The sequence below is a fragment of the Pseudomonas sp. NFACC24-1 genome (genome assembly GCF_900115235.1).
Taxonomy (GTDB): Bacteria; Pseudomonadota; Gammaproteobacteria; order Pseudomonadales; family Pseudomonadaceae; genus Aquipseudomonas; species Aquipseudomonas fluorescens_AA.
The window spans coordinates 26,592-49,694 of the sequence record NZ_FOVS01000003.1 but is presented as its reverse complement, the minus strand read 5'-3'; the positions used below and the strand labels follow the sequence as shown (position 1 = coordinate 49,694).

Sequence of the window (23,103 nt, the reverse complement as noted above, 5' to 3'; positions counted from 1 at the left end):
TCACATGGCTGGGTTGCGCATTATACTGCCCACCTTCGGGCGCATTGTGCGTCCGCCTCAAGTGGCGCGCAAGGTCATGGCATCGGTGAACTCTCCTCAAGCTTCCCCCCGTTTCTCCCGGTTCAGCAAGGCCGAATGCGTGCTGGTGCTGATCACCATGATCTGGGGTGGAACGTTCTTGCTGGTACAGCACGCCATGACGGTCAGCGGGCCGATGTTTTTCGTCGGCCTGCGCTTCGCGGCCGCCGCCGCGTTCGTCGCACTGTTTTCCTGGCGGCACCTGCGCGACCTGACGCTGTTCGAACTCAAGGCCGGGTGCTTCATCGGCGTGGCGATCATGCTCGGCTACGGTTTGCAGACCGTCGGCCTGCAAACCATTCCCAGCAGCCAGTCGGCGTTCATCACTGCGCTTTACGTGCCCTTCGTGCCCTTGCTGCAATGGCTGGTGCTGGGCCGTCGCCCTGGGCTGATGCCCAGCATCGGGATCATGCTGGCGTTCACCGGCTTGATGCTGGTGTCGGGGCCGGCGGGCGCTTCATTGAATTTCAGCCCCGGTGAAATCGCCACGTTGATCAGCGCCATCGCGATTGCCGCCGAGATCATCCTGATCAGCGCCTATGCCGGCCAGGTCGACGTGCGCCGGGTGACCGTGGTGCAACTGGCGAGCACGGCGGTGCTGGCGTTCCTGATGGTGGTGCCGACCCAGGAAGCGATCCCGGATTTTTCCATGTTGCTGCTGGTCAGTGCCGTGGGCCTGGGCGCCGCCAGCGCCGCGATCCAGGTGGCGATGAACTGGGCGCAGAAAAGCGTCTCGCCGACCCGCGCCACGCTGATCTATGCCGGCGAACCGGTGTGGGCCGGCATCGCCGGGCGCCTGGCCGGTGAGCGGTTGCCGGCGATTGCCTTGTTCGGCGCGGCGCTGATCGTGGCGGCGGTGATTGTCAGTGAGCTGAAGACCCGCAACAAAGATGTCGTCGAGGTGGATGAGGTGCTTGAGCACGAACAGTGAGGCCGGGGCGTTTGAACCTGTGTAGGAGCTGACGAGTGCAACGAGGCTGCGATCTTTCCCCAGACACTTGAATCCCAAGCGAAAGATCAAAAGATCGCAGCCTTCGGCAGCTCCTACACAAGCCCGGCGGGAGCAAGCGCCCTCGCCGCGGATGATATTTAGAGCGCAAAGTCAGAAAACTCAATCTACCTTGTAGGATTCTGCGACACCCTCACGGTTGGTGATCGGGAATACGCCACGTATGATCCCTCACAACCTCCCGCCGAATAGAAGCCTATGTCACTGATAGTTCTATTGCTTTTGCCCTTCATCGGCAGCTGTGTCGCGGCGCTGCTGCCGCATAACGCCCGTAACGCCGAATCACTGCTGGCCGGCCTCGTCGCCCTGGCCGGCACCGTTCAGGTGGCCTTGCTGTACCCGCAGATCGCCGACGGCGGCGTGATCCGCGAGCACTATGCCTGGTTGCCCAGCCTGGGCCTGGATTTCGTGCTGCGCCTGGACGGTTTCGCCTGGCTGTTTTCGTTGCTGGTGCTGGGCATCGGTACGCTGGTGTCGCTGTACGCCCGCTACTACATGTCGCCGGACGATCCGGTGCCGCGCTTCTTCGCCTTCTTCCTGGCGTTCATGGGCGCCATGCTCGGGCTGGTGATCTCCGGCAACTTGATCCAGATGGTGTTTTTCTGGGAGCTGACCAGCCTGTTCTCGTTCCTGCTGATCGGTTACTGGCACCACCGCTCCGACGCGCGGCGCGGTGCCTATATGGCGTTGATGGTGACCGGTGCCGGCGGGCTTTGCCTGTTGGCGGGGGTGATGCTGCTCGGCCATGTCGTGGGCAGCTATGAGCTGGACAAGGTCCTGGCCGCCGGCGACCTGATCCGTGCCCATGCCCTCTACCCCATCCTGCTGCCGTTGATCCTGATCGGTGCCCTGAGCAAAAGCGCGCAATTCCCTTTCCACTTCTGGCTCCCCCACGCCATGGCCGCCCCGACGCCGGTGTCGGCGTACCTGCACTCGGCGACCATGGTCAAGGCCGGGGTGTTCCTGCTGGCGCGGTTATGGCCGTCGCTGTCGGGCAGCGAAGAATGGTTCTACATCGTCAGCGGCGCGGGGGCCTGTACCTTGCTGCTGGGCGCCTACTGCGCCATGTTCCAGAACGACCTCAAGGGTTTGCTGGCCTACTCCACCATCAGCCACCTCGGGTTGATCACCCTGCTGCTGGGCCTGAACAGTCCGCTGGCGGCCGTGGCGGCGGTGTTCCATATCCTCAACCATGCCACCTTCAAGGCGTCGCTGTTCATGGCCGCCGGGATCATCGACCACGAAAGCGGCACCCGGGACATTCGCAAGCTCAGCGGCCTGGTGCGGCTGATTCCGTTCACCGCCACCCTGGCCATGGTCGCCAGCGCGGCCATGGCCGGGGTGCCGCTGCTCAATGGTTTCCTGTCCAAGGAAATGTTCTTCGCCGAGACGGTGTTCATTTCCGCCACGGCCTGGGTCGAGCTGGCGTTGCCGATCATCGCCACCATCGCCGGGACGTTCAGCGTCGCCTACTCCCTGCGCTTCACCGTGGATGTGTTCTTCGGCCCCACCGCCACCGACCTGCCCCATACCCCCCACGAACCACCGCGCTGGATGCGCGCGCCGGTGGAGTTGCTGGTGTTCACCTGCCTGTTGGTGGGGATTTTTCCGGCCCAGGTGGTCGGCTCGTTGCTCGCGGCCGCCGCGTTGCCGGTGGTGGGCGGCACGCTGCCCGAGTACAGCCTGGCGATCTGGCACGGCCTGAACGCGCCGATGATCATGAGCCTGGTGGCGATGTCCGGCGGCATCATCCTGTACCTGTTGCTGCGCAATCAGTTCCGGCAAGGCCACATCAAGCACCCGCCGTTCATTGGCCGACTCAGCGGCAAGCGCCTGTTCGAGCGGTGCCTGGTGCTGATGATGCGCCAGGGCCGGCGCCTGGAACGGCGGATCAGCACCCGCCGCCTGCAGGCCCAGTTGTTCTGGCTGGTCCTGGCCGCTGTGCTCGCCGGGTTGATCCCGATGCTGCACAGCACGCTGGTCTGGGGGGACCGGCCGAAGATCCCCGGGTCCATCGTTTTCGTCACCCTGTGGCTGCTGGCAATCATCTGTGCCCTGGGAGCGGCCTGGCAGGCCAAGTATCACCGCCTCGCGGCCCTGACCATGGTCAGCGTTTGCGGCTTGATGACCTGCGTGACCTTCGTCTGGTTCTCCGCCCCCGACCTGGCCTTGACGCAACTGGTGGTGGAAGTGGTGACCACGGTGCTGATCCTGCTGGGCCTGCGCTGGCTGCCACGGCGGATCGAGGACGTCTCGCCACTGCCCAACAGTGAGCGGCGCGCGCGCATCCGGCGCCTGCGGGACTTGCTGCTGTCCATCGCGGTGGGCGGCGGCATGGCGTTGCTGTCCTACGCCATGCTGACGCGGCAGACGCCCAACGACATTTCTTCGTTCTACCTCAGCCGCGCCCTGCCCGAAGGCGGCGGCAGCAACGTGGTGAACGTGATGCTGGTGGATTTCCGTGGCTTCGACACCCTGGGGGAAATCACCGTGCTGGTGGCGGTGGCCCTGACGGTGTTCGCCCTATTGCGGCGTTTCCGCCCGCCGAAGGAAAGCATGCAACTGCCGGCGCAGCAGCGCCTGCTGGCACCGGACGTGGTCACCGACCTGGTCAACCCGCGCCATGCCAGCGACACCGCCTTGGGTTTCATGATGGTGCCATCGGTGCTGGTGCGCCTGCTGCTGCCGATCGCCCTGGTGGTGTCGTTCTACCTGTTCATGCGCGGCCACAACCAACCCGGTGGCGGCTTCGTGGCCGGGCTGGTGATGTCGGTGGCGTTCATCCTGCAATACATGGTCGCCGGCACCCAGTGGGTCGAGGCGCAAATGAGCCTGCGCCCGCTGCGCTGGATGGGCACCGGGCTGTTGTTCGCCACCGCCACCGGCCTGGGGGCGATGGCCGTGGGTTATCCGTTCCTGACCACCCACACCTGGCATTTCGAATTGCCGTTGCTGGGTGACATTCACCTGGCCAGCGCGCTGTTCTTCGACATTGGCGTGTACGCCGTGGTGGTCGGTTCCACCCTGTTGATCCTCACCGCCCTGGCTCACCAGTCGGTGCGGGCCCATAAGCCGGGCCTGCAAGCCAAACCCATCGCCCCCGTCACAGGAGCCACCGTCTGATGGAAGAAGTCATCGCAATCGCAATCGGCGTACTGGCCGCCTCCGGCGTCTGGCTGGTGCTGCGGCCACGGACCTTCCAGGTGGTCATGGGCCTGTGCCTGCTGTCCTATGGCGTCAACCTGTTCATCTTCAGCATGGGCAGCCTGTTCATCGGCAAGGAACCGATCATCAAGGACGGCGTGCCCCAGGACTTGCTGCACTACACCGACCCATTGCCCCAGGCCCTGGTGCTGACCGCCATCGTGATCAGCTTCGCCATGACCGCGCTGTTCCTGGTGGTGCTGCTGGCGTCCCGGGGCCTGACCGGTACCGACCATGTGGACGGCCGGGAGCCCAAGGAATGATCGTGACGCCCCATCTGATCGCCGCCCCCATCCTGCTGCCGCTGCTGACCGCCGCGGTGATGCTGATGCTGGGCGAGAAGCACCGCCCGCTCAAGGCCCGGATCAACCTGTTTTCCAGCCTGCTGGGCCTGGGCATCGCCGTGCTGTTGCTCTACTGGACCCAGGACCAGGCCTTGCCCGCCTCCATTGGCGTGTACCTGCCCGGCAATTGGCAGGCGCCGTTCGGCATCGTCCTGGTGGTCGATCGCCTGTCGGCGCTGATGCTGGTACTGACCGGCATCATCGGCGTCAGCGCCCTGCTCTTCGCCACGGCCCGCTGGGACCGTGCCGGTGCCAGTTTCCATGCGCTGTTCCAGATCCAGTTGATGGGCCTCTACGGTGCCTTCCTGACGGCGGACCTGTTCAACCTGTTCGTGTTCTTCGAAGTGCTGCTGGCGGCTTCCTACGGCCTGATGCTGCACGGCTCGGGCCGGGCGCGAGTGTCGTCGGGCCTGCATTACATCTCCATCAATCTGCTGGCCTCATCGTTGTTCCTGATCGGCGCGGCGCTGATCTATGGCGTCACCGGCACGTTGAACATGGCCGACCTGGCCCTGAAAATCCCGCTGGTGCCGGAGGCCGACCGCGGCCTGCTGCACGCCGGGGCAGGCATTCTCGCGGTGGCGTTCCTGGCCAAGGCCGGCATGTGGCCGCTGAACTTCTGGCTGGTGCCGGCCTATAGCGCCGCCAGCGCACCGGTGGCGGCGCTGTTTGCGATCATGACCAAGGTCGGCGTCTACACGCTCCTGCGTCTGTGGACGCTGCTGTTCTCCGGCCAGGCCGGCGCCTCGGCGTATTTCGGCGCCGACTGGCTGGTCTACGGCGGCATGGCAACCATCGTCTGCGCCGCCATTGCCATTCTCGCCGCCCAACGCCTGGAGCGCATGGCGAGCCTGAGCATCCTGGTCTCGGCCGGGATCCTGTTGTCGGCCATCGGCTTCGCCCAACCGAACCTGGTGGGTGCGGCGCTGTTCTATCTGGTGAGTTCGACCCTGGCGCTCTGTGCGCTGTTCTTGCTGGCCGAACTGATCGAACGTTCGCGCTCGGCCAATGAACTGTCCCTGGACGACGACTTCGACACCTTGCCGCGACCGCTGGAATCCTTGCAGCCGCCCAAGGGCATCAACCTCGATGACGAGCAAAAAGCCGTGGTCGGGCAGGTGATTCCCTGGACCATGGCCTTCCTTGGCTTGAGCTTTATCTTCTGTGCGCTGTTGATCATCGGCATGCCGCCGCTGTCGGGGTTCATCGGCAAGCTGAGCCTGCTCAGTGCCCTGCTCAATCCCCAGGGGCTCGAGGCCAGCGCCGGGACGCAGGTGTCGAACCAGGCCTGGGGCTTGTTGGCGTTGTTGATCCTGTCGGGGCTGGCCTCGTTGATCGCCTTCTCGCGCCTGGGTATCCAGCGCTTCTGGACGCCGCAAGAGCGACCCTCGCCGTTGCTGCGACCGTTCGAATGCCTGCCGATCGTCGTGCTGCTGGGCCTGGGCATCGTCCTGACCTTCAAGGCCGAGCCGTTGCTGCGCTATACCCAATCCGCTGCCGATGCGCTGAACAACCCGGAACATTACGTGATGTCGGTACTCGCCACCCGCGTCGTGCCCAACCCCGAAACCCGCGCCGCGTTGCGGGAGGTGCAGCCATGAAGCGCCTGTTTCCCGCCCCGTGGTTGTCCCTGGCGCTGTGCTTGTTGTGGCTGGTGTTGAACGTGTCCCTCAGCGCCGGCCATCTGCTGCTGGGCGCTGCACTGGGGTTCCTCGCCCCGTTGATGATGCGCCCGTTGCGACCGCGGCCCATCCGTATCCGCCGGCCGTGGGTGGTGTTGTGCTTGTTCCTGCTGGTGGGCCGCGACGTGCTGGTGTCCAACCTGGCGGTGGCCTGGGGTGTACTGAACGCCGGGCGCCGGCCACCTCGCTCGCGGTTCATCAAGGTGCCGCTGGACCTGCGCGATGCCAACGGCCTGGCTGCGCTGTCGATGATCACCACGGTGATTCCCGGAACCGTCTGGTCGGAACTGGCCCTGGATCGCAGCATCCTGTTGATGCACGTGTTCGACCTGGCCGACGAAGCGTCATTCGTCGCACATTTCAAGGCCACCTACGAGCGCCCGTTGATGGAGATTTTCGAATGAGCCCGTTGCTGTCCAATGCGATCCTGTTGAGCCTGTTCCTGTTCTCCCTGGCGATGGTGTTGACCCTGTGGCGGCTGTTCAAGGGCCCTTCGGCACAGGATCGGGTACTGGCCCTGGACTACCTGTACATCGTGGCGATGCTGATGATGCTGGTGCTGGGCATCCGCTATGCCAGTGACACCTATTTCGAGGCGGCGCTGCTGATCGCCCTGTTCGGCTTTGTCGGCTCGTTCGCCCTGGCCAAGTTCCTGCTGCGTGGCGAGGTGATCGAATGACCGGCGAACTGTCGATGTGGGTCGAAATCCCGGTGGCGATCCTGCTGGTCCTCAGCAGCCTCTTCGCCTTTGGCGGGGCGATCGGCCTGGTGCGTTTGAAGGATTTTTTCCAGCGCATGCACCCACCGGCCCTGGCCTCCACGCTGGGCGCCTGGTGCGTGGCGCTGGCCTCGATCGTGTATTTTTCGGCGCTCAAGTCCGGGCCGGTGTTGCACGCCTGGCTGATCCCGATCCTGCTGTCGATCACCGTACCGGTGACCACCCTGCTCTTGGCTCGGGCGGCGTTGTTTCGCAAACGCATGGCCGGGGATGATGTGCCGGCGGAAGTGAGCAGTCGCAGGACAGAGGACGGTCGCTAATCAGTGAGGTAAACCGAGCCCCTGAGCCGGACATAGTTGTGGCGAGGGGATTTATCCCCGCTCGAGTGCGCAGCGCTCGCCAGACTCTCGATTCAAATACAAAAATTTGGGGCCGCTTCGCAGCCCAGCGGGGATAAATCCCCTCGCCACAAACCACCGCATCACTCAAACCCATTTGCACCGCACTGCCGTTCAGGCCCACGCCACCGTCAACAACCCGGCCCCAAGCACCACGCACAACGGCGAATAAACCCAGGTGTCGAGCCTGGCGAATGTCGAGCCCTTGACCTCCTTGAAGAAGCCCACCAGGTTCGACTCGCCAATGGCCCGGGCGAACATCAGCAAGGCGATCGCGCTGATCAGCCACTGCAACGCCCGATGAGTGACCGGCTGGGCCAGCAGGCCGACCCGCAGGCACACCAGCAGCGCAATCATCAGCAGTGCCAGGGCGACCAGCAACGTCAGCCAGCCCGAGGGATCGAACGCCGGTCGCAGCGCCTCCCCCTGCCTTACCGGCACCTGGGGCACCACCGCCAGGGCCGCCCATCGCCCACCCAGGGCCCAATACAAATGAATCAAGCTGATGGTCGCAAACACTGCGACCAGCGACCGAGCCAATAAAAGCGTCATTCGCCAGCCTCCTGAAAAAGGTTGAACAATCATCCTAGCTCGAATTTGGCATTTCGCTGGACGGGCGCAGGTTGCCAGTTTCCAGTGAATGATTCATTGCCCAGGATCAAGCGTTCAACCCGCTGGCACGCGCGCCCCTTACAGACCGGCGGAAACCTTGTCGGCGACCTCCTTGGGCAACCAGGCTTGCCAGACCTCAGGATGAGCCTTGAGGAACGCCTCGGCGGCTTCACGGGGTGGCGTGCGTTTCTCGCTCATGTCGGCCAGGGCCTTGTTCAACGGCTCGATGGGCAAGTCGACCTTGCTGAAGAACACGGCAATCTCCGGATACTGCTTCTGGAATGGCACCGAGACACCGATCGACAGTTTCGAGGCCAGGGAGCGGGTCGGTTTCGGGTTGGGGTTATCGGCGTCGGTCAGGGTCTTCCAGGCCTCGGCATCGAACGGCGGTTCTTGCAGTTGCACCAGCTTGAAGCGCCCGAGCAGCGGCGTGGGCGACCAGTAGTAAAACAGGATCGGCTTGCCCCGACGGATCGTCGAGCTGATTTCCGCATCCAGCGCCGCCCCCGAGCCGCTGCGAAAATTCACGTAGCTGTCAGACAAGCCATACGCCTTGAGCTTCTGTTTGTTGACCACCTCGGAGGTCCAGCCGATGGGGCTGTTGAGGAAGCGGCCCTTGTCGGGGCTCTCCGGGTCCTTGAACACGTGCTTGTAGCGCGCCAGGTCTTCGACGCTGCGCAGGTCCGGCGCCAGGGGCTTGATGCCCTTGGCCGGGTCGCCCTTGATGACGTACTCGGGTACCCACCAACCTTCGGTCGCGCCTTTGACCGTATCGCCCAAGGCGACCACCTTGCCCTCGGCCTCGGCCTTGACCCACACGGGGCTGCGGCCGGCCCATTCTTCGCCGATCACCTGTATGTCGTTATTGGCCAGGGCGGTTTCCAGGGTAATGGTGGTGCCGGGCAATGTATCGGTCTGCAATCCATAGCCCTTTTCCACGATGACTCGCAGGATATCGGTGATCAGGCTGCCACTTTCCCAATTCAAGTCGGCAAAGTGGATCGGCGCGTTGGCGGCCGACACCGGAAGGGGTGAAACCAACACAGCGAAGGTGGCCCAGGCAGCCAGCCACTGTCGAACTCGTTTCATGCTTTGCACCTCATGCCAGATACCGCAATAGCTGAACGGCCCTGCGTAACCGAACGCAAGCCCCTGAATAGTTCAGTCAATTGACTGTAGCCGAGGTTCCAGCGAGTTCTTGCGAAACTGTCAGTGGTGTGGGCGCACAGGCTGGGAAACGGTCACTCGCTGGCCTTGAAAGTCACCAGCTCGCCCTTGCGCCACTTGGCGGCCTTGGCGGTCACCGCCTTCAAGGTCTTGGTCAAGCCTTCCTGCAACTGTTCGTTGGCCGCAAACACGGTCACCACGCTGTGGCCTTCCTTGAACAGGATGGCATGACCACCGGGGGTCGTGACGAACGCGTAATCGCCCAGGCCATAGACCGTCAGCTTGATTTCGCGAAAGCGGATTTCAAACTTGCCACCTTCGCGACTGGGCAATACCGCCGCACGAAAATGATCCCCCACCTTGAGTTCAAGCCTGGGCTTGTCATCCACCACCAGGGCCGACTCGGTGTCGATTTCGGCGACATAAATACCTTCGGCGGTCTGCTCGGTGATGTAGACGAAACGTGACTGGAATTGTTTGACCAGTTTTGCCCGCAGGTCACCAAGTACAAACAACGCATGCATGTCGAGATTACTTACTGCCAAGGAAACATCCCCATTTTTGAAAAAGACCCGCCCTGCGCAAAGGACGGACCACGAGAACCCGTACCGACTGTAGTGTCGTAATGGACCTGTCACTGAAATTCGAAATGAACGGCGCGCCCCTGTCCCGGGCCGAGAGCAGACTAAAGGTTGCCGCTCTCGCCGTCTTTCCCGGGGGGTCGCCAGAGGCTGAAGGAAAACACCACTCTGAGCATCGGAAAAGATGGGACTACTAACTTTAGGGAAATTTCTCACTTAAAAAAGCATTTTTCTGACATCGAGCCCAAAAAAAATTGCTTTAGATAGGCGCAACCGTCCACACGACGCTGCCGATTCTAGAGTAGCCGAAGGCGTGGAGACTACTCGAAGTACCCGACAATTCGTCGGTAAACCATGAAAAGGAATTCACAATGGCCACTTTCACCACCCACGCCCCATGCATCGTTGAACCAGCCAACAGCCCTGACGGAGCCGATTGCCTGCCAATTTCGTTGATTCAACCGCGTTATCGGGTCGTCTTGGCCGGCAAGTGTTTTTTTCACATTGAAGAAACATCGACTGGACGTGTAAGAGGATTCCGCACCGACCATAACGAGGCTTGCTACCTGGCCAGGCGCCTCGAAAACAGCGCCTGAAACGCATATGTGCCCGTCCATGACTTAACTCAGCCGCCGACAGGCAACTGCTGCCATACTGCCCGCCCAGCGAAGACCGTCGTAAATCGGCGGATCGCGCACCCATAATGGTTTCGAGGAGAAGGCGCGACGTGACGGAATTTGATATTGGCGAGTTTTTTATCCGGGGCGAAGCCAGAGAAGTCGAAGGCGAGTTCCAGGCCGTCATCGTGATGCGTGCCAAGCCACCGTTGACCACCGTCAGTTGCCACCAGGTGGAAAAGGATCGCTGGTTCAAGACTTCGCAGCTCGCGGCCGAGGCGGCCAGGGAAGCAGCCAGGGCGTTGAAGGCCGCCGTGGATGAAGGGGCCTTGAAAGCCTGATTCCAATCGAACTCCTGATGACCGCTTGCCTCAGATAAAGGTAAGCACCGAGGCGCCATGACGGCGTCCCACCCAAAGGAGACCTCCATGGAACAACCTTCCCACGAACTCAGCACCCTGTTCGACCAACTCGGCCTGCCCTCGGACGGCAACGCCATCGACGATTTCATCGTCGCACACCCATTGGCTCCGGAGATCAAGCTGGTGGAGGCCGACTTCTGGTCGGACCAGCAAAAAGACCTGCTGCGCGAATGGCTGCTGGCCGACGGCGAAGAGGCGGTGCTGGTGGATCAACTGAATGTGCGGCTGCACGACGGTAAATAATCAACCAAGCTGCATTGAACCCTGTGGCGAGGGGATTTATCCCCGCTGGGCTGCGCAGCAGCCCTGAAGCCTGAGGGTGCGGGGTGTCAGTATGAATGGAGTTGCAGCTTGGGGTTGCTGCGCAACCCAACGGGGATAAATCCCCTCGCCACAAAGGCGTCCTGCCACATCGATGCCGTTCCGGCCTAACGCGGCTTCTCAGGTTTGTAACCCAACCGCAAACCACCCCAGTGACGCCCCTTGAGCATGATCGGCACGGAGAGATCGTGCATCAGTTCTCCCGTGTCGCGGGTGTAGGTCTGGAGCAATACGGGCTGTTGGTGGCTGCCGCAGCGGATCCCGGTGCGATCGGAGAACTTGCGCTTGGTGCGATTATTCAGCGTGTCCACCTGGGGATCGCCGGTCAGTGGCTGGCTGAACACCTTGTTATGGGTCGGCACGTAGCCCTGCTGGGTGCAGGCAATCGCAAACACCAGGCCCTCGTGGCGGGCGAGCAAGGGCTCTTGGATCCCCGGCAGGACCTGGTCGGTGTAACGGTCGAAACGGGTCTGGAACTTGGCCGGTTGGGTATTGGGGATCGGCTGGTAATTACGGTCGAACAGATCCTCCAGGCTGACACGGCCCTCGTCGATGTCCGCCTCGAACTGCGCGGCGATCTGGCTCGCCCCTTCCCGCGCCAGGTCGTATACCCGCTGGTGATAATCGTCGAGCCCCACCTCGGCCAGGCGTTCGCTGATGGTTTCGGCCTGGCCTTCCATCTGCACCGCCGCCTCGGCCAGGCGCTGGGTCTGCTGGTCGCTGATGGACAGGTCGCTGCGCATCTGCTCGATGGCGTGGAACAGGCTGTCGAGTTGTTCGCGGTTGGTGTCGGTGCCCTGGGCGATGGCGCTGACCTGGGTCTCGACCCCTTCTGCAAGCCTGGCAATGTTTTCCAGATGCTGGCCGGTGTGCTCCACCTGCTGCACGCCGCTGTCCAGGTCAGCGGCCAATTGACGGATCTGCTCCACCACCTGGGTCGTGCGCTGCTGGATGTCGGCCACCATCACCCCGACTTCGCCGGTCGCCGCGGCGGTGCGCCCGGCCAGCCCGCGCACCTCATCGGCCACCACTGCGAACCCGCGGCCATGCTCACCGGCCCGTGCCGCTTCGATGGCCGCGTTCAGTGCCAGCAGGTTGGTCTGGCTGGCGATCGACTGGATCACCAGGCTGACCCGCTGGATTTCATCGCTGCGCACGCTCAAGGCCTCGATCAACTCGCGACTGTCGTTGGCGCGCTGGCTGAGCTGGTGCATGCGGCTGATGGACTCCACCAGTTCACTGCGCCCGGCCACGCTGCTGCGATGGGCCTCGCTGGCGGCGCCCAGGGCTTGCTGGCTGAGTTGCGAAGTGGCCTGTTCGGTGGCGATCATCGATTCGGCATTGCTGACGATTTGCGCCGCCGCATCGAGTTGCGACTGGACCTTGCCGGCCAGTTGCCTGACCGAATAGGCGACGCCGGCCGCCGACAGGGCGTTATGGCTGGTGGTGTAGGACAGGTCGCGGGTCAGCTCGGCCAATGTGTCGGTCGTGGCGGCGGGTGCCGCGGCCACGCGCGAACGCAGGCGCGGCAACCAGACGATGAGCATGACCAGCGGCAGCCCCAGGTACAGCGACCAGCCGCCCAGGGCCATGCCGCACAGCAGCAAGGCCAGGGCGAGGCTCTGCAAGGTCGGCGTCAGCCAGCGCGCCGCGCCTTTTGTCACAGGTTCCGAGGCCGGCACCGCACCCGCCAGCGTTCCGTCTGTCGCCATGTTCGTCACCCACACTCTCGTTGTTATGACCGCATTAAACGCCACTACCGAGCCATTATCCATGGTCCATTAGTCGTGTTCTTGCAGCAGGTCAACGGAAGTAGACGAACAGCCACGGGCGAAAGCAAAAGATCGCGGCCTTCGTCAAAAGGTCGCGATCTTTTTTCGGAAAACGCGAATCAGGCCTGACGCTGGTGCTTGTCGATCTGTTCGTGACGTTCCTGGGCTTCGATGCAGTACTTGGTGGTCGGGCTGATCAGCAGGCGCTTGAGGCCGATCGGCTCGCCGCTGTCGTCGCACCAGCCGAAGCTGTCGTCGTTGATACGGTCCAGCGCCTGCTCCAGTTGAGGCAGCATGCGCTGATCGCGATCGATGGCGTTGACCAGCCAGGTACGCTCTTCTTCTACGGAAGCAGCGTCCGCCGGGTCGGCCGGGGTGTCCAGGCTCTCAATGGCGATTCGGTTCTGTTCGATGCGCTCGTGGGTTTCGACCTTCATGTTCTGCAACAGCTTGGTGAAGAAAGCCAGCTGCTCGGCATTCATGTAGTCATCCGCCGGCATGGCCAGCAACTTTTCCTTTGTCATTGATTTCTCTATAAAAAAACGTGCATTAAGGCGAATTATGGAGCGTCCCGCAGCGCAGCTGCCACGCTCATCGGGAAAGGCGCCGTCTATTCCAAGCGCCACCCGGCACTCAATTTACGAGGGGCGGCAGTCTAAGGCCGAGTCGAGGCCTCAGCAACTGAAAACATAGGGAAAATGTCCGACAACCCCCTCAAATGTTCTCTGACAGGCTTTTGGCAGTCATCGGAGTGCGTTTATAACAAGAAATTCGCTGCAATAGCTGTATTAAGAAGACAAATGGCAACGCCACGCGGGTCAGGCGTGGCGCTTTGTCGCAACCTCAGGGGATTCAGCGCTTGAGTTTGCGCTTGTTGCGGTACTGATCGATGACCACCGCCACCACGATGATCAAGCCCTTGATGATGTCCTGGATATAGGCATCGACGCCGACGAAGGTAAAGCCGCTGGCCATCACCCCGAGGATCAGCGCCCCGATCACGGTCCCGGTGATGCGCCCCACCCCGCCCGCCAGGCTGGTGCCGCCGATCACCGCCGCCGCAATCGCGTCCAGCTCATAGGACATGCCCATGCCCGCCTGCCCGGTCGCCGCTCGCGCCGAAGCCACCACACCGGCCAAGCCCGCCAGCAACCCGGCAATGCTGTAGACGATCACCAGGTGGCGCTTGACGTTGATGCCCGAGGTCCGCGCCGCCTGCATGTTGCCGCCAATGGCGTAGGTGTACTTGCCGTACTTGGTGTAGCGCAGGGCGATGTGGAAGATCACCGCCACCACCAGGAAGATGATCACCGGCATGGCGCCATGGCCGATGGCGGTGTACGAATCGGACAACATGCTCACCGGCTGGCCTTCGGTGTAGTAGCGCGCCAGGCCACGGGCCGAGACCATCATGCCGAGGGTGGCAATGAACGGCGGGATGCCGGTAATGGCAATGATGCTACCGTTGATCGCCCCGGCCAGCAGCCCCACCCCGAGCCCCGCCACCACCGGGATCCACACCGGCAAATCCGTCAGCGAGGGAAACACCGCCCGGGCGAAGTCCGAGGTCTGGGCCAGGCTGGCGGCGATCATGGCCGACAGCGCCAGCACCGAGCCGGACGACAAGTCGATACCGGTGGTGATGATCACCTGGGTCACGCCGATGGCCAGCAGGCCGATGATCGACACTTGCAGGATCATCAACACCAGGCGCTGGGAGTTCATCAGGAAACTCTGGTCACGCATGATCCAGCCGAACATTTCGAACACCAGGCCGATGCCGATCAGCACCAGGAAGATGCTCAGTTCCGTCGGCAGGCGCCGCCGGGACCTGGTCGGTGCTGCCGCAGGTTTGTTTTCCAGTATCGCGTTCATAGCCATTCACCTTTTTTATCTGTTCGCTCCCGCCGGGCGTAGGAGCTGGTAGGAGCTGGTAGGAGCTGTCGAGTGCAACGAGGCTGCGATCTTTCCCCAGACACTTGAATCTCAAGCGAAAGATCAAAAGATCAAAAGATCAAAAGATCGCAGCCTTCGGCAGCTCCTACAGCAGCTCTACAGCCGTTCCTACAGTGGCGAGTTCCTATTTATCAGGACAGCCCCGAAGCCAGTTGCATCACTCGTTCCTGGGTCGCTTCGCTGCGGTCGAGGGTGCCCATCAGGTCACCTTCGTGCATCACCATGACCCGGTCGCTCATGCCCAATACTTCCGGCAGTTCCGAGGAAATCATGATCACCGCCATGCCTTCGCTGGCGAGGTAGGAAATCAGCCGATAGATCTCGGCCTTGGCGCCCACATCGATGCCGCGGGTCGGCTCGTCGAGAATCAGGATGCGCGGGTTGGTCATCAGCCAGCGCGCCAGCAGCGCTTTCTGCTGGTTGCCGCCGGACAAGGTGTCGATGCACTGTTCCAGCGACGGGGTCTTGACCCGCAGCTTCTTGCACATGTCCTCACACAAGGCGCGCAGGGCTTTCTGCTGGATGAAACCGTTGCCGACGTAATGGGGCAGCACCGCCATCTCCATGTTCTCCAGCACCGACAGGCACGGGAACAGGCCGCTGAGCTTGCGGTCCTCGGTCAACAGCGCGAAGCCCTTCTCGATGGCCATGTGCGGGTCGCTGATGCGCACGGGTTGGCCGTCCAGCCGGATCTCGCCGCCAGTGCTCGGGGTTACGCCGAAAATCGCCTCGGCCACGTTGGTCCGGCCCGAGCCCATCAACCCGGCGATGCCCAGGATCTCCCCGGCATGCAGGTCGAAGGACACGCCTTTGAAAATGCCGTCCAGGCTCAGGTCGCGCACCGACAGCACCAACTCACCGATGGGTTGCTCCCGCACCGGGAACAACTGGCTCAATTCACGCCCGACCATCATCGAAATCAGGCTATCGCCATCCATGCTGTCGGCCCGTTGCAGGCCGATGTAGGCACCGTCGCGAAACACCGCCACTTCATCGGCGATGGCGAACACTTCGTTCATCTTATGGGTGATGTAGATAATGCCCTTACCCTGGGACTTGAGGTCGGCAATGATCGAGAACAGGTGGGCGACTTCGGTCTCGGTGATGGCCGAGGTCGGCTCGTCCATGATCAGGATGTCGGAGTCATACGAGACGGCCTTGGCAATCTCCACCATCTGCCGCTCGGCGATGCTCAGGTTGCCCACCTGCTCCTCGGGATCGAGCTTGATGCGCAGGCGCTCCAGCAGCCGGGCGGTGCAACGGTGCATCTCGCCATGGTCGACCATGTGCAGGCCGTTGAGCTGCTCGCGGCCGATCCAGATGTTTTCGGCGATGCTCATGTGGGGCATCAGGTTCAGTTCCTGATGGATCATCGCGATGCCGGCCTGCAACGCCGCCAGCGGCGTGTCGAACCTCACAGGCTTGCCGCGCAGGCGCAGCTCACCGGCGTCGGGCTGGTAGATGCCGGCGATGATCTTCATCAAGGTGGATTTGCCCGCACCGTTCTCGCCCATCAGGGCCAGCACGGAACCGGGGCGTACCCGCAATTGAACATCGGACAGGGCCACCACACCGGGAAAGCCCTTGCTGACATTGACGACTTCCAGCAGGTACGGCTCATCAAGTGATACATCCGGCTGGAAAGTCATGGCCGGGGCGCTCGAAGCAGTCGCTGAAGCGAACATGATCAGGTACTCCCTCGGCAAGGTCGGCGTTGCAACCTTGCCTGCTTATTATTGTGGTGGGACCGGGTTGAACGTCACTTGAACTGATCGACGTTTTCCGGCGTGATCAGGCGGTACGGCACCCAGACGGCCTGCTCGACCGGCTGCTTCTTGACCATTTTCACCGCCGTGTCGATCGAGCCATCGGCCTGGCCCTTGGCGTCCTGGAACACCGAGACCGCCATTTCGCCTTTCTTGATCGCGTTCAAACCGTCCGGCGTGCCATCGACCCCGGCAATCAATACCGTGCCCGGCTTAGTGCCCACTTGCTTGAGTGCCATGGCGGCGCCGATGGCCATCTCGTCGTTGTTGGCCACCACCGCCTGGAACTCGCGTCCCTGGGTCAGCCAGTCGTTGACCAGGGTCATGCCCTTGTCGCGCAACCAGGTGCCGGTCTGTTCCTGTTCGATCTTGATGCCCGGGTACTTGGCCAGCACATCCTTGACGCCCTTGGTGCGGTTGGTGGTGGAGTTGTTGGCCAGGTCACCCAGCAGGATCACGATGTTGCCCTTGCCACCCATCTTCTCAGCCAGGTACTGCATCTGCATGCGCCCGGCTTCCAGGTCGTCGGAGGCCACGGTGACCACTCCTTCCGGTAACTTCGGTTCGTCCGGGCGGCGGTTGACGTACACCAGCGGGATGCCGGCCGCCACGGCGGCCTTGGTGATGCGCTGGGTCGCGGCGGTGTCCACCGGGTTGACGATGAGCGCATCGACCTTCTGGCTGATGAAGCTTTCCACCTGGCTCAACTGCTTGACCACATCGCTGCGGGCGTCCTCGAACTGCAGGGTGACGCCGTCCGGCAGGGACTTGGCTTTCTTGTCCATGGATTCGCGCAGGTAGGTCAACCAGGTGTCATCGAACTGGGACATGCTGACGCCGATCTTCAGGTCCGCCAGGGCAGCGCCGCTGGTGAGCATCAACGACAGGGCCAGCGAGGCGATACGGGTCTTGGTCTTCATGAACGGTCTTTCTCCACTTTTTTGTTGGTTTTATGGATAAGGCGTAGCGGATCAGGAACGGGGCAAACGCACGATGGGCGCGCCGGGCATGCAACAGACCACGGCGCCGTTGCGCTGGATACACAGGGATTCGAACAAGGGAAAGACTGCGGACAGACGCAGTAGACGTGGCAGGTGAAACGCAGAGCGGCTGAAGGTTTTCATCGACGGTACCTAGCTGTGTTTCTTGTTTTTGTTTCGTCTGTCGTCCGTTCAAGACTGGCTTGGCGGAAGACAAACAGGATTGTCGGTAACCTGGAATCGACTTTATTGGAAAATATTTTCCATATCAACCTGTTTTAGAATTTTATTCGTTTTTTATTCCATGACCCACCGGCGTGGACAACCGCACCACTTCGCCCTGCCCGGCACTCTGCCTGGCAGCGTCGAGGATGCGGGTGGTCGCCAGCGCATCACGGGCCTCCACGGGCAGCGGGCTAGTGCCCTGGAACGCGGTTTGCAGGTGTTGGTAGAACGCCAGCCAGCAGCCACGTTCCGAGGTCACTCGCTCGCGCTCGGTGCCATGTTCGAACCAGCCCCAGCGCCGATGTTCCTCAGCCCCCCAGCGCTCGCCCTCGGTCGCCGGGCTCAACCCGGCCAATGCCTGGGCCTCCTGCCCGTCCAAGCCGTCGACGGTGTAGCAGCCCTGGGTGCCGTTGACCCGGAAACGTGGGCGCGGAGCGTTTTGCACGCAATTGCCGCTCAGGTGAGAGATCACGCCGCTGGCATGGGTCAAGGACATGAAGAAGCCGTTGTCGAACACCTGGCCTGGCTGACGGTAGTCCAGCTCGGCGTAGACCCTGGTCACTGGCCCGAACAATTGCAGCGCCTGGTCCACCAGATGGCTGCCGAGATCGCGCAGGAATCCGCCACCGCTACCTTTCCCCACCGACGTTGGCGAATAGCGCTCGACACTGGATTCAAAACGAATGACCTGGCCCAAGGCGCCGGATGCCAGCAGCTTGCGCAGGGTCAGGAAATCCGAATCCCAGCGACGGTTCTGGTACACACAGAGCGGCACATTGCACCGCTCGGCCGCCACCACCATCGCTTCAGCCTCGGCGGCATCGCGGGCAAACGGTTTGTCGCTGACCACGGCCACGCCACGTTCAATGGCTTCCATCACCACGGCCGGGCGGCCGTCCAAAGGCGTGGACACCACCACCGCATCGATGCCCGCCGCCACCAGTTCGGCGAGGGTGTCAAAAGCCTGGACGTGTGGGTAATCACTCGCCAACTGCTGGCGTCGCTCGACGGACCGGGTCACCACGCCGACGAACGTAGCCCCCGGCAAGCTGCTGATCAGCGGCGCGTGAAAGAACCGCCCACCCTTGCCGTAGCCGACTAGCCCGATTCGCATGAAAACTCCTTGTTAATCACTGAATGAATGCAATCCCTGTGGGAGCGGGCTTGCTCGCGAAGACGGCGGTACATTCAACATTGATGTCGACTGACACTCTGCCTTCGCGAGCAAGCCCGCTCCCACAAGGGATTGCGGGTTAGCCATAGAAGGGTGGGCGCTCGGGCAGCTCGACCTTGACGATCTGCCCGCTCTGCTGCGCTTCGACACAGGCATCCGCCGCCACCGCCGCGGCAAACCCATCCCAGGCCGAGGGCCCGCCCACTTGCCCGGCGCGCACGCCGTCGATGAAGGCCTGCAACTCGACGTCATAAGCGGCGATGAAGCGGTCTTTCCAATCCATCAGGATCGCATTGGACAGCTTGGCGCCGCTACGCAGTTGCACCTGGGACGGTTCCGGCAGCTTGGCGATGCCGGTCTCTCCCACCACTTCGCACTGGATGTCATAGCCGTACTGGCAATTGACGAACACCTCGACGTCGATGCGCGTGCCCCGGGCGGTTTCCAACAGGACGATCTGCGGGTCCCGCAAGTGAGCCAGGGCCTTGCTGGTCTTGCGTGGGAACACCACCTGCACCGACACGTAGTCATCGGCCAGCAACCAGCGCAACACATCCAGCTCGTGGATCAGGGTGTCGGTGATCGCCATGTCGGTCTTGTAGTTCTCGCCCACGCGCGGGTTACGGTGGGCGCAGTGCAGCATCAGCGGCTCACCGATCTGGCCGCTGTCGATCACCGCCTTGAGCGCGCGATAGCCTTCATCGTAGGGCCGCATGAAACCGACCTGCACCAGGCGCTTGCCATGGGCCACTTCGGCGTCGACGATCTTGCGGCAACCTTCAGCCGTGACCGCCAGGGGCTTTTCGCAGAACACCGGTTTGCCCGCTGCAATCGCCGCCAGCACGAATTCTTCATGGCTCGGGCCCCAGGAGGTGACAAGGATCGCCTCCACGTCCGGCGCCTTGATCAGCGCATGACCGTCGGGGTAGACCTCGGCGGTCAGCTTGAGATCGGCAACGACATTGGCCGCTTGTTGCAGGTTGATGTCAGTCACCGCCACCACCTGGCTGTTGAGCAAGGTCTGGCTGCAACGACGAATATGGTCCTGGCCGATGGCCCCGGTGCCGATGACGCCCAGCTTCAAAGACATGTAGAACTCCTTTCGTAGGGGGGGTTGGGGCAATCAGTATTGACGGGCCTTGGCCAGTCGTTCGTTGAGGGTCTTGGCGACGGCATCGGTGCGGGCGCTGGTGGAGACTTGCGCCACGCCCACACGCCACCACGACAGGTAGCTGTGAATCATGGTCTTGGGCAGGACCTTGATATCGATCAAGGTGGAGACCGTCTGGCGCCGCGCATCCGCCAGGGCCGCGCGCAGCTCCTCCAGGGTCGTCGCCTTGTAGGTCTTGCAGCCGTAGGCCGCAGCGTTCATGGCGAAGTCCACCGGCACGAAGTCACCGTCGAGCTTGCCGGTGTCCGGGTTGCGGAAACGAAATTCGGTGCCGAAGCTGTCCATGCCATTTCCCATCTGCAAATTGTTGATGCAGCCGAAGGCCATGTTGTCCAGCAGCACCACGTTGATCTTGCGGCGCTCCTGGATCGAGGTCGCCAGTTCCGAGTGCAGCATCATGTAGGAGCCATCACCCACCAGGGCGTACACCTCTTTATCGGGCTCGGCGAGCTTCACACCCAAGGCCGCGTTCACCTCATAGCCCATGCACGAATAGCCGTACTCGACGTGATAGGTGTTCACCCCCTTGCTGCGCCAGGCGCGCTGCAAGTCGCCGGGCAAGCTGCCGGCGGCGGCGACGATAATCGCATCGTCGGCCAGGGTTTCGTTGAGGGTGCCCAGCACACGGCTCTGGGTCAGGCAGGAACCGGTGAGTTCGATGAATTCGCGAAACACCGCCGGGTCCATGTGGTCGTCGATTTCCGGGAGGAAATCCTCGGTTTGATAATCGGCCTGGTAGATCCGATCGACCTCGGCATCCAACTGGGCCTTGGCGTCGGCGGTCTGCCCGCCCCATTCAGCGCGATAGTCACCCAGCGCGGCGGACAGTGACTCCAGGCCCGAGCGGGCATCGGCCAGCAGTTGCACGCCGTCGAGCTTCAAGGCGTCGCAGGGGCTGATGTTGAGGTTGAGGAACTGCACGTCCGGCTGCTGGAACAACCATTTGGAGCCGGTGGTGAAATCGCTGTAGCGCGTGCCGATGCCGATGATCAGGTCGGCTTTCTTGGCCAGCAGGTTCGCCGCCAGGCAACCGGTTTCACCGACGCCGCCGACGTTCAGCGGGTGGCTGGACACCACGGCGCTCTTGCCGGCCTGTGTCTCGGCGAAGGGAATGTCGAAACGCTCGGCGAAGGCCTGCAACGCCGCATTGGCCCCGGAATACCGCACGCCGCCGCCACAGATGATCAACGGTCGGCGCTTGCCCTTGAGCAGCGCCAGGGCGTCGCCGAGCATTGCCTCGGTGGCTGGGCGACGGTCGATGCGGTGCACGCGTTTTTGCAGGAAGTAGTCCGGATAATCGTAGGCTTCGGCCTGGACGTCCTGGGGCAGCGCCAGAGTCACCGCGCCGGTTTCAGCCGGGTCGGTGAGCACGCGCATGGCCTGGATCGCCGCGGTCATCAACTGCTCGGGGCGGTTGATGCGGTCCCAGTATTTGCTCACGGCCTTGAAGGCGTCGTTGGTGCTGATGCTCAGGTCGTGGAACTGTTCGATCTGCTGCAGCACCGGGTCCGGCTGGCGACTGGCATAGACATCGCCGGGCAATAACAGCAACGGAATGCGATTGGCCGTGGCGGTGGCCGCGGCGGTCAGCATATTCGCCGCACCAGGGCCCACCGACGAGCTGCAGGCGTAGATCTTGCGCCGCAGATGCTGCTTGGCAAAACCGATGGCCGCGTGAGCCATGCCCTGTTCGTTACGGCCCTGATGGACCACCAGGTCGCCGCTGTCCTGCTCCAGCGCCTGGCCCAGGCCCAGCACGTTGCCATGGCCGAAAATGGTAAAGACCCCGGCGACGAACTTGCTCTGGACGCCATCGACCTCGACGTATTGGTTATCGAGGAATTTCACCAGGGCCTGGGCCATGGTCAGTCGTGTTGTGGTCATGCTTGCACCTTTTTTGGAATGCACATCTTGCGGCTGGCCCAAATCTCCTGTGGGAGCGGGCTTGCTCGCGAAAGCGGTGTGCCAGGCGAAATCGATGTTGAATGCGCCACCGCCTTCGCGAGCAAGCCCGCTCCCACGTGGGGTCTGCGCCAGACCAACAATCGTGTCAGGCCTGGGGATTGCGCAGGTGATTCATGCTCGCCCCCAGCGCCTGGCGGATATCTGCCAGTTCATGGACGCTCTCGGCGAACGGTTCGAAGGACAGGTAGCCCTCGTACCCGCCGACCCGCAACGCCTCGATCTGCCCGGCATTGCCGAGAATGTCAGCCGCACCCACCAGCACCCGGTGGCCGTCACGAATGGTCGCCAAGGGGGCCTGGGCATCTTCGACGCCGGAGATGTGCACCAGCCCGGTCAGTTCGGGAAAGAACGCCTGCTCCCCTGCCAGATGATGGTGAAAGGTGTCGTGCACCAGGCGGAACACATCCAGCCCGCCAATGGCCTGGATCGCGTCCACTGCCGTGCGCTTGCGCCGCAGCGAGCACTCTTCGAAACCCAGAGGCTCGATGAAGCCGTAGATGCCAAAGGCGCGCAGGATCGGCGCCAATTCGCTAAGGGCCGTACGCAGCCCTGTGGCACGCTCGGCTTCGCTGCGCGAGTCGGCGCGGTCATTGAGCGGGCACATCACCAGCCCTTCGGCGCCGCATTCGCGGGCGTAGTCGGCCAACCTCACCGCTTGGGTCCGACGCTCCTCGTTCCACACGTCGAAGGGGTAAAGGGCATTGATCGACAACACCTTGATGCCCCTTTCCTCACATAACTCGCGCACCCGACCGGGCGGCATGCCGTCTTCGATCTCCACACCCTTCAGATCGTTGCGGATCTCGATGGCATCGGTTCTCAACGCCAGCGCCAGGTCGATGAACTCGGGCAGTGACAGGCGCGGTGCAACCATTCGGTTCAAGGCAAAACGCAGGGGCTTGTTCATTGTTATTCTCCCTCCGGCACTTGTAAAAAACGGG

The 23,103-nt window shown here is 62.5% G+C and carries 22 protein-coding genes; 9 read left to right on the top strand and 13 right to left on the bottom strand.

Translation table 11 applies throughout. The features are described 5' to 3' along the window. Positions 1–4: 4 nt before the first annotated feature. The 7 genes from BM317_RS04355 to BM317_RS04325 all read left to right on the top strand — a co-directional run bounded on the left by BM317_RS04355 (position 5) and on the right by BM317_RS04325 (position 7,355). Positions 5–1,009 carry a DMT family transporter gene (locus tag BM317_RS04355; RefSeq protein ID WP_170866245.1) on the top strand — a complete coding sequence of 335 codons (1,005 nt, stop codon included), beginning with the start codon at positions 5–7 and terminating at the stop codon, positions 1,007–1,009. Positions 1,010–1,285: 276 nt separating this feature from the next. Then, positions 1,286–4,210, top strand: a complete 2,925-nt coding sequence (locus BM317_RS04350; RefSeq protein WP_092473205.1) for a monovalent cation/H+ antiporter subunit A — start codon at positions 1,286–1,288, stop codon at positions 4,208–4,210. After that, on the top strand, positions 4,210–4,554 hold the full coding sequence (locus BM317_RS04345; RefSeq protein WP_003202835.1) for a Na+/H+ antiporter subunit C: 345 nt from the start codon (positions 4,210–4,212) through the stop codon (positions 4,552–4,554). The genes BM317_RS04350 and BM317_RS04345 overlap by 1 nt, the downstream gene beginning before the upstream one ends. Beyond that, entirely contained in the window at positions 4,551–6,236 is a 1,686-nt protein-coding gene (locus BM317_RS04340) for a monovalent cation/H+ antiporter subunit D (protein WP_092473203.1), read from the top strand. Before BM317_RS04345 ends, BM317_RS04340 begins: the two co-directional genes overlap by 4 nt. Further along, entirely contained in the window at positions 6,233–6,721 is a 489-nt protein-coding gene (locus tag BM317_RS04335) for a Na+/H+ antiporter subunit E (protein WP_092473201.1), read from the top strand. Before BM317_RS04340 ends, BM317_RS04335 begins: the two co-directional genes overlap by 4 nt. Then, positions 6,718–6,996 carry a K+/H+ antiporter subunit F gene (locus tag BM317_RS04330; protein WP_003202841.1) on the top strand — a complete coding sequence of 93 codons (279 nt, stop codon included), beginning with the start codon at positions 6,718–6,720 and terminating at the stop codon, positions 6,994–6,996. Before BM317_RS04335 ends, BM317_RS04330 begins: the two co-directional genes overlap by 4 nt. Beyond that, positions 6,993–7,355, top strand: a complete 363-nt coding sequence (locus tag BM317_RS04325) for a Na+/H+ antiporter subunit G (protein ID WP_092473199.1) — start codon at positions 6,993–6,995, stop codon at positions 7,353–7,355. The genes BM317_RS04330 and BM317_RS04325 overlap by 4 nt, the downstream gene beginning before the upstream one ends. Positions 7,356–7,547: 192 nt before the next feature. On the opposite strand, the gene BM317_RS04320 is transcribed toward BM317_RS04325, so the two are convergent. The 3 genes from BM317_RS04320 to BM317_RS04310 all read right to left on the bottom strand — a co-directional run bounded on the left by BM317_RS04320 (position 7,548) and on the right by BM317_RS04310 (position 9,736). Continuing rightward, positions 7,548–7,985 (bottom strand): DUF3995 domain-containing protein, encoded by a 438-nt coding sequence (locus BM317_RS04320; RefSeq protein WP_072404887.1) that lies wholly within the window; start codon positions 7,983–7,985, stop codon positions 7,548–7,550. 138 nt (positions 7,986–8,123) lie between these two features. Next, a complete protein-coding gene (locus BM317_RS04315) occupies positions 8,124–9,134 on the bottom strand; it encodes an ABC transporter substrate-binding protein (protein ID WP_092473197.1) in 1,011 nt (336 codons plus the stop codon). Between the two features lie 152 nt (positions 9,135–9,286). Further along, the gene (locus tag BM317_RS04310) at positions 9,287–9,736 is read right to left on the bottom strand and encodes a hypothetical protein (RefSeq protein ID WP_060741745.1); all 450 of its coding nucleotides are present in this window, start codon (positions 9,734–9,736) and stop codon (positions 9,287–9,289) included. A gap of 784 nt (positions 9,737–10,520) precedes the next feature. On the opposite strand from BM317_RS04310, the gene BM317_RS04300 reads away from it, so the two are divergent. Both BM317_RS04300 and BM317_RS04295 read left to right on the top strand, forming a co-directional pair. Next, a complete protein-coding gene (locus tag BM317_RS04300) occupies positions 10,521–10,751 on the top strand; it encodes a hypothetical protein (RefSeq protein ID WP_060741744.1) in 231 nt (76 codons plus the stop codon). An 87-nt stretch (positions 10,752–10,838) separates the two neighbouring features. Continuing rightward, on the top strand, positions 10,839–11,075 hold the full coding sequence (locus tag BM317_RS04295) for a DUF2789 family protein (RefSeq protein ID WP_060741743.1): 237 nt from the start codon (positions 10,839–10,841) through the stop codon (positions 11,073–11,075). Positions 11,076–11,260: 185 nt separating this feature from the next. On the opposite strand, the gene BM317_RS04290 is transcribed toward BM317_RS04295, so the two are convergent. The 10 genes from BM317_RS04290 to BM317_RS04250 form a co-directional block, all read right to left on the bottom strand. Continuing rightward, positions 11,261–12,865, bottom strand: coding sequence for a methyl-accepting chemotaxis protein (locus tag BM317_RS04290; RefSeq protein WP_092473195.1), 1,605 nt, complete (start codon positions 12,863–12,865; stop codon positions 11,261–11,263). A 179-nt stretch (positions 12,866–13,044) separates the two neighbouring features. After that, positions 13,045–13,449 carry a TraR/DksA family transcriptional regulator gene (locus tag BM317_RS04285; RefSeq protein WP_003202859.1) on the bottom strand — a complete coding sequence of 135 codons (405 nt, stop codon included), beginning with the start codon at positions 13,447–13,449 and terminating at the stop codon, positions 13,045–13,047. 328 nt (positions 13,450–13,777) lie between these two features. After that, positions 13,778–14,800, bottom strand: coding sequence for an ABC transporter permease (locus BM317_RS04280; protein ID WP_060741741.1), 1,023 nt, complete (start codon positions 14,798–14,800; stop codon positions 13,778–13,780). Between the two features lie 212 nt (positions 14,801–15,012). Next, positions 15,013–16,566 (bottom strand): sugar ABC transporter ATP-binding protein, encoded by a 1,554-nt coding sequence (locus BM317_RS04275; RefSeq protein WP_072404897.1) that lies wholly within the window; start codon positions 16,564–16,566, stop codon positions 15,013–15,015. Between the two features lie 74 nt (positions 16,567–16,640). Beyond that, positions 16,641–17,567 (bottom strand): sugar ABC transporter substrate-binding protein, encoded by a 927-nt coding sequence (locus tag BM317_RS04270; RefSeq protein WP_092171806.1) that lies wholly within the window; start codon positions 17,565–17,567, stop codon positions 16,641–16,643. A gap of 51 nt (positions 17,568–17,618) precedes the next feature. Beyond that, positions 17,619–17,771: a hypothetical protein gene (locus BM317_RS30685; protein WP_170842345.1), complete on the bottom strand. Its 153-nt coding sequence runs from the start codon at positions 17,769–17,771 to the stop codon at positions 17,619–17,621. A 142-nt stretch (positions 17,772–17,913) separates the two neighbouring features. Beyond that, positions 17,914–18,966, bottom strand: coding sequence for a Gfo/Idh/MocA family protein (locus BM317_RS04265; RefSeq protein ID WP_092171810.1), 1,053 nt, complete (start codon positions 18,964–18,966; stop codon positions 17,914–17,916). A 139-nt stretch (positions 18,967–19,105) separates the two neighbouring features. After that, positions 19,106–20,116: a bifunctional inositol 2-dehydrogenase/D-chiro-inositol 1-dehydrogenase gene (locus BM317_RS04260; RefSeq protein WP_092171815.1), complete on the bottom strand. Its 1,011-nt coding sequence runs from the start codon at positions 20,114–20,116 to the stop codon at positions 19,106–19,108. Between the two features lie 33 nt (positions 20,117–20,149). Then, on the bottom strand, positions 20,150–22,081 hold the full coding sequence (iolD, locus tag BM317_RS04255; RefSeq protein ID WP_092473372.1) for a 3D-(3,5/4)-trihydroxycyclohexane-1,2-dione acylhydrolase (decyclizing): 1,932 nt from the start codon (positions 22,079–22,081) through the stop codon (positions 20,150–20,152). Positions 22,082–22,247: 166 nt separating this feature from the next. Beyond that, a complete protein-coding gene (locus BM317_RS04250) occupies positions 22,248–23,069 on the bottom strand; it encodes a TIM barrel protein (protein WP_092473192.1) in 822 nt (273 codons plus the stop codon). Positions 23,070–23,103 lie beyond the last annotated feature (34 nt).

Coding starts and splice junctions, on each gene's coding strand:
- BM317_RS04330 (WP_003202841.1), top strand. CDS start 6,718: ATGAGCCCGTTGCTGTCCAATGCGATCCTGTTGAGCCTGTTCCTGTTC.
- BM317_RS04270 (WP_092171806.1), bottom strand. CDS start 17,567: ATGAAGACCAAGACCCGTATCGCCTCGCTGGCCCTGTCGTTGATGCTC.
- BM317_RS04355 (WP_170866245.1), top strand. CDS start 5: ATGGCTGGGTTGCGCATTATACTGCCCACCTTCGGGCGCATTGTGCGT.
- BM317_RS04260 (WP_092171815.1), bottom strand. CDS start 20,116: ATGTCTTTGAAGCTGGGCGTCATCGGCACCGGGGCCATCGGCCAGGAC.
- BM317_RS30685 (WP_170842345.1), bottom strand. CDS start 17,771: ATGAAAACCTTCAGCCGCTCTGCGTTTCACCTGCCACGTCTACTGCGT.
- BM317_RS04310 (WP_060741745.1), bottom strand. CDS start 9,736: ATGCATGCGTTGTTTGTACTTGGTGACCTGCGGGCAAAACTGGTCAAA.
- BM317_RS04250 (WP_092473192.1), bottom strand. CDS start 23,069: ATGAACAAGCCCCTGCGTTTTGCCTTGAACCGAATGGTTGCACCGCGC.
- BM317_RS04285 (WP_003202859.1), bottom strand. CDS start 13,449: ATGACAAAGGAAAAGTTGCTGGCCATGCCGGCGGATGACTACATGAAT.
- BM317_RS04295 (WP_060741743.1), top strand. CDS start 10,839: ATGGAACAACCTTCCCACGAACTCAGCACCCTGTTCGACCAACTCGGC.
- BM317_RS04325 (WP_092473199.1), top strand. CDS start 6,993: ATGACCGGCGAACTGTCGATGTGGGTCGAAATCCCGGTGGCGATCCTG.
- BM317_RS04315 (WP_092473197.1), bottom strand. CDS start 9,134: ATGAAACGAGTTCGACAGTGGCTGGCTGCCTGGGCCACCTTCGCTGTG.
- iolD (WP_092473372.1), bottom strand. CDS start 22,081: ATGACCACAACACGACTGACCATGGCCCAGGCCCTGGTGAAATTCCTC.
- BM317_RS04345 (WP_003202835.1), top strand. CDS start 4,210: ATGGAAGAAGTCATCGCAATCGCAATCGGCGTACTGGCCGCCTCCGGC.
- BM317_RS04265 (WP_092171810.1), bottom strand. CDS start 18,966: ATGCGAATCGGGCTAGTCGGCTACGGCAAGGGTGGGCGGTTCTTTCAC.
- BM317_RS04340 (WP_092473203.1), top strand. CDS start 4,551: ATGATCGTGACGCCCCATCTGATCGCCGCCCCCATCCTGCTGCCGCTG.
- BM317_RS04320 (WP_072404887.1), bottom strand. CDS start 7,985: ATGACGCTTTTATTGGCTCGGTCGCTGGTCGCAGTGTTTGCGACCATC.
- BM317_RS04275 (WP_072404897.1), bottom strand. CDS start 16,566: ATGTTCGCTTCAGCGACTGCTTCGAGCGCCCCGGCCATGACTTTCCAG.
- BM317_RS04280 (WP_060741741.1), bottom strand. CDS start 14,800: ATGAACGCGATACTGGAAAACAAACCTGCGGCAGCACCGACCAGGTCC.
- BM317_RS04335 (WP_092473201.1), top strand. CDS start 6,233: ATGAAGCGCCTGTTTCCCGCCCCGTGGTTGTCCCTGGCGCTGTGCTTG.
- BM317_RS04350 (WP_092473205.1), top strand. CDS start 1,286: ATGTCACTGATAGTTCTATTGCTTTTGCCCTTCATCGGCAGCTGTGTC.
- BM317_RS04290 (WP_092473195.1), bottom strand. CDS start 12,865: ATGGCGACAGACGGAACGCTGGCGGGTGCGGTGCCGGCCTCGGAACCT.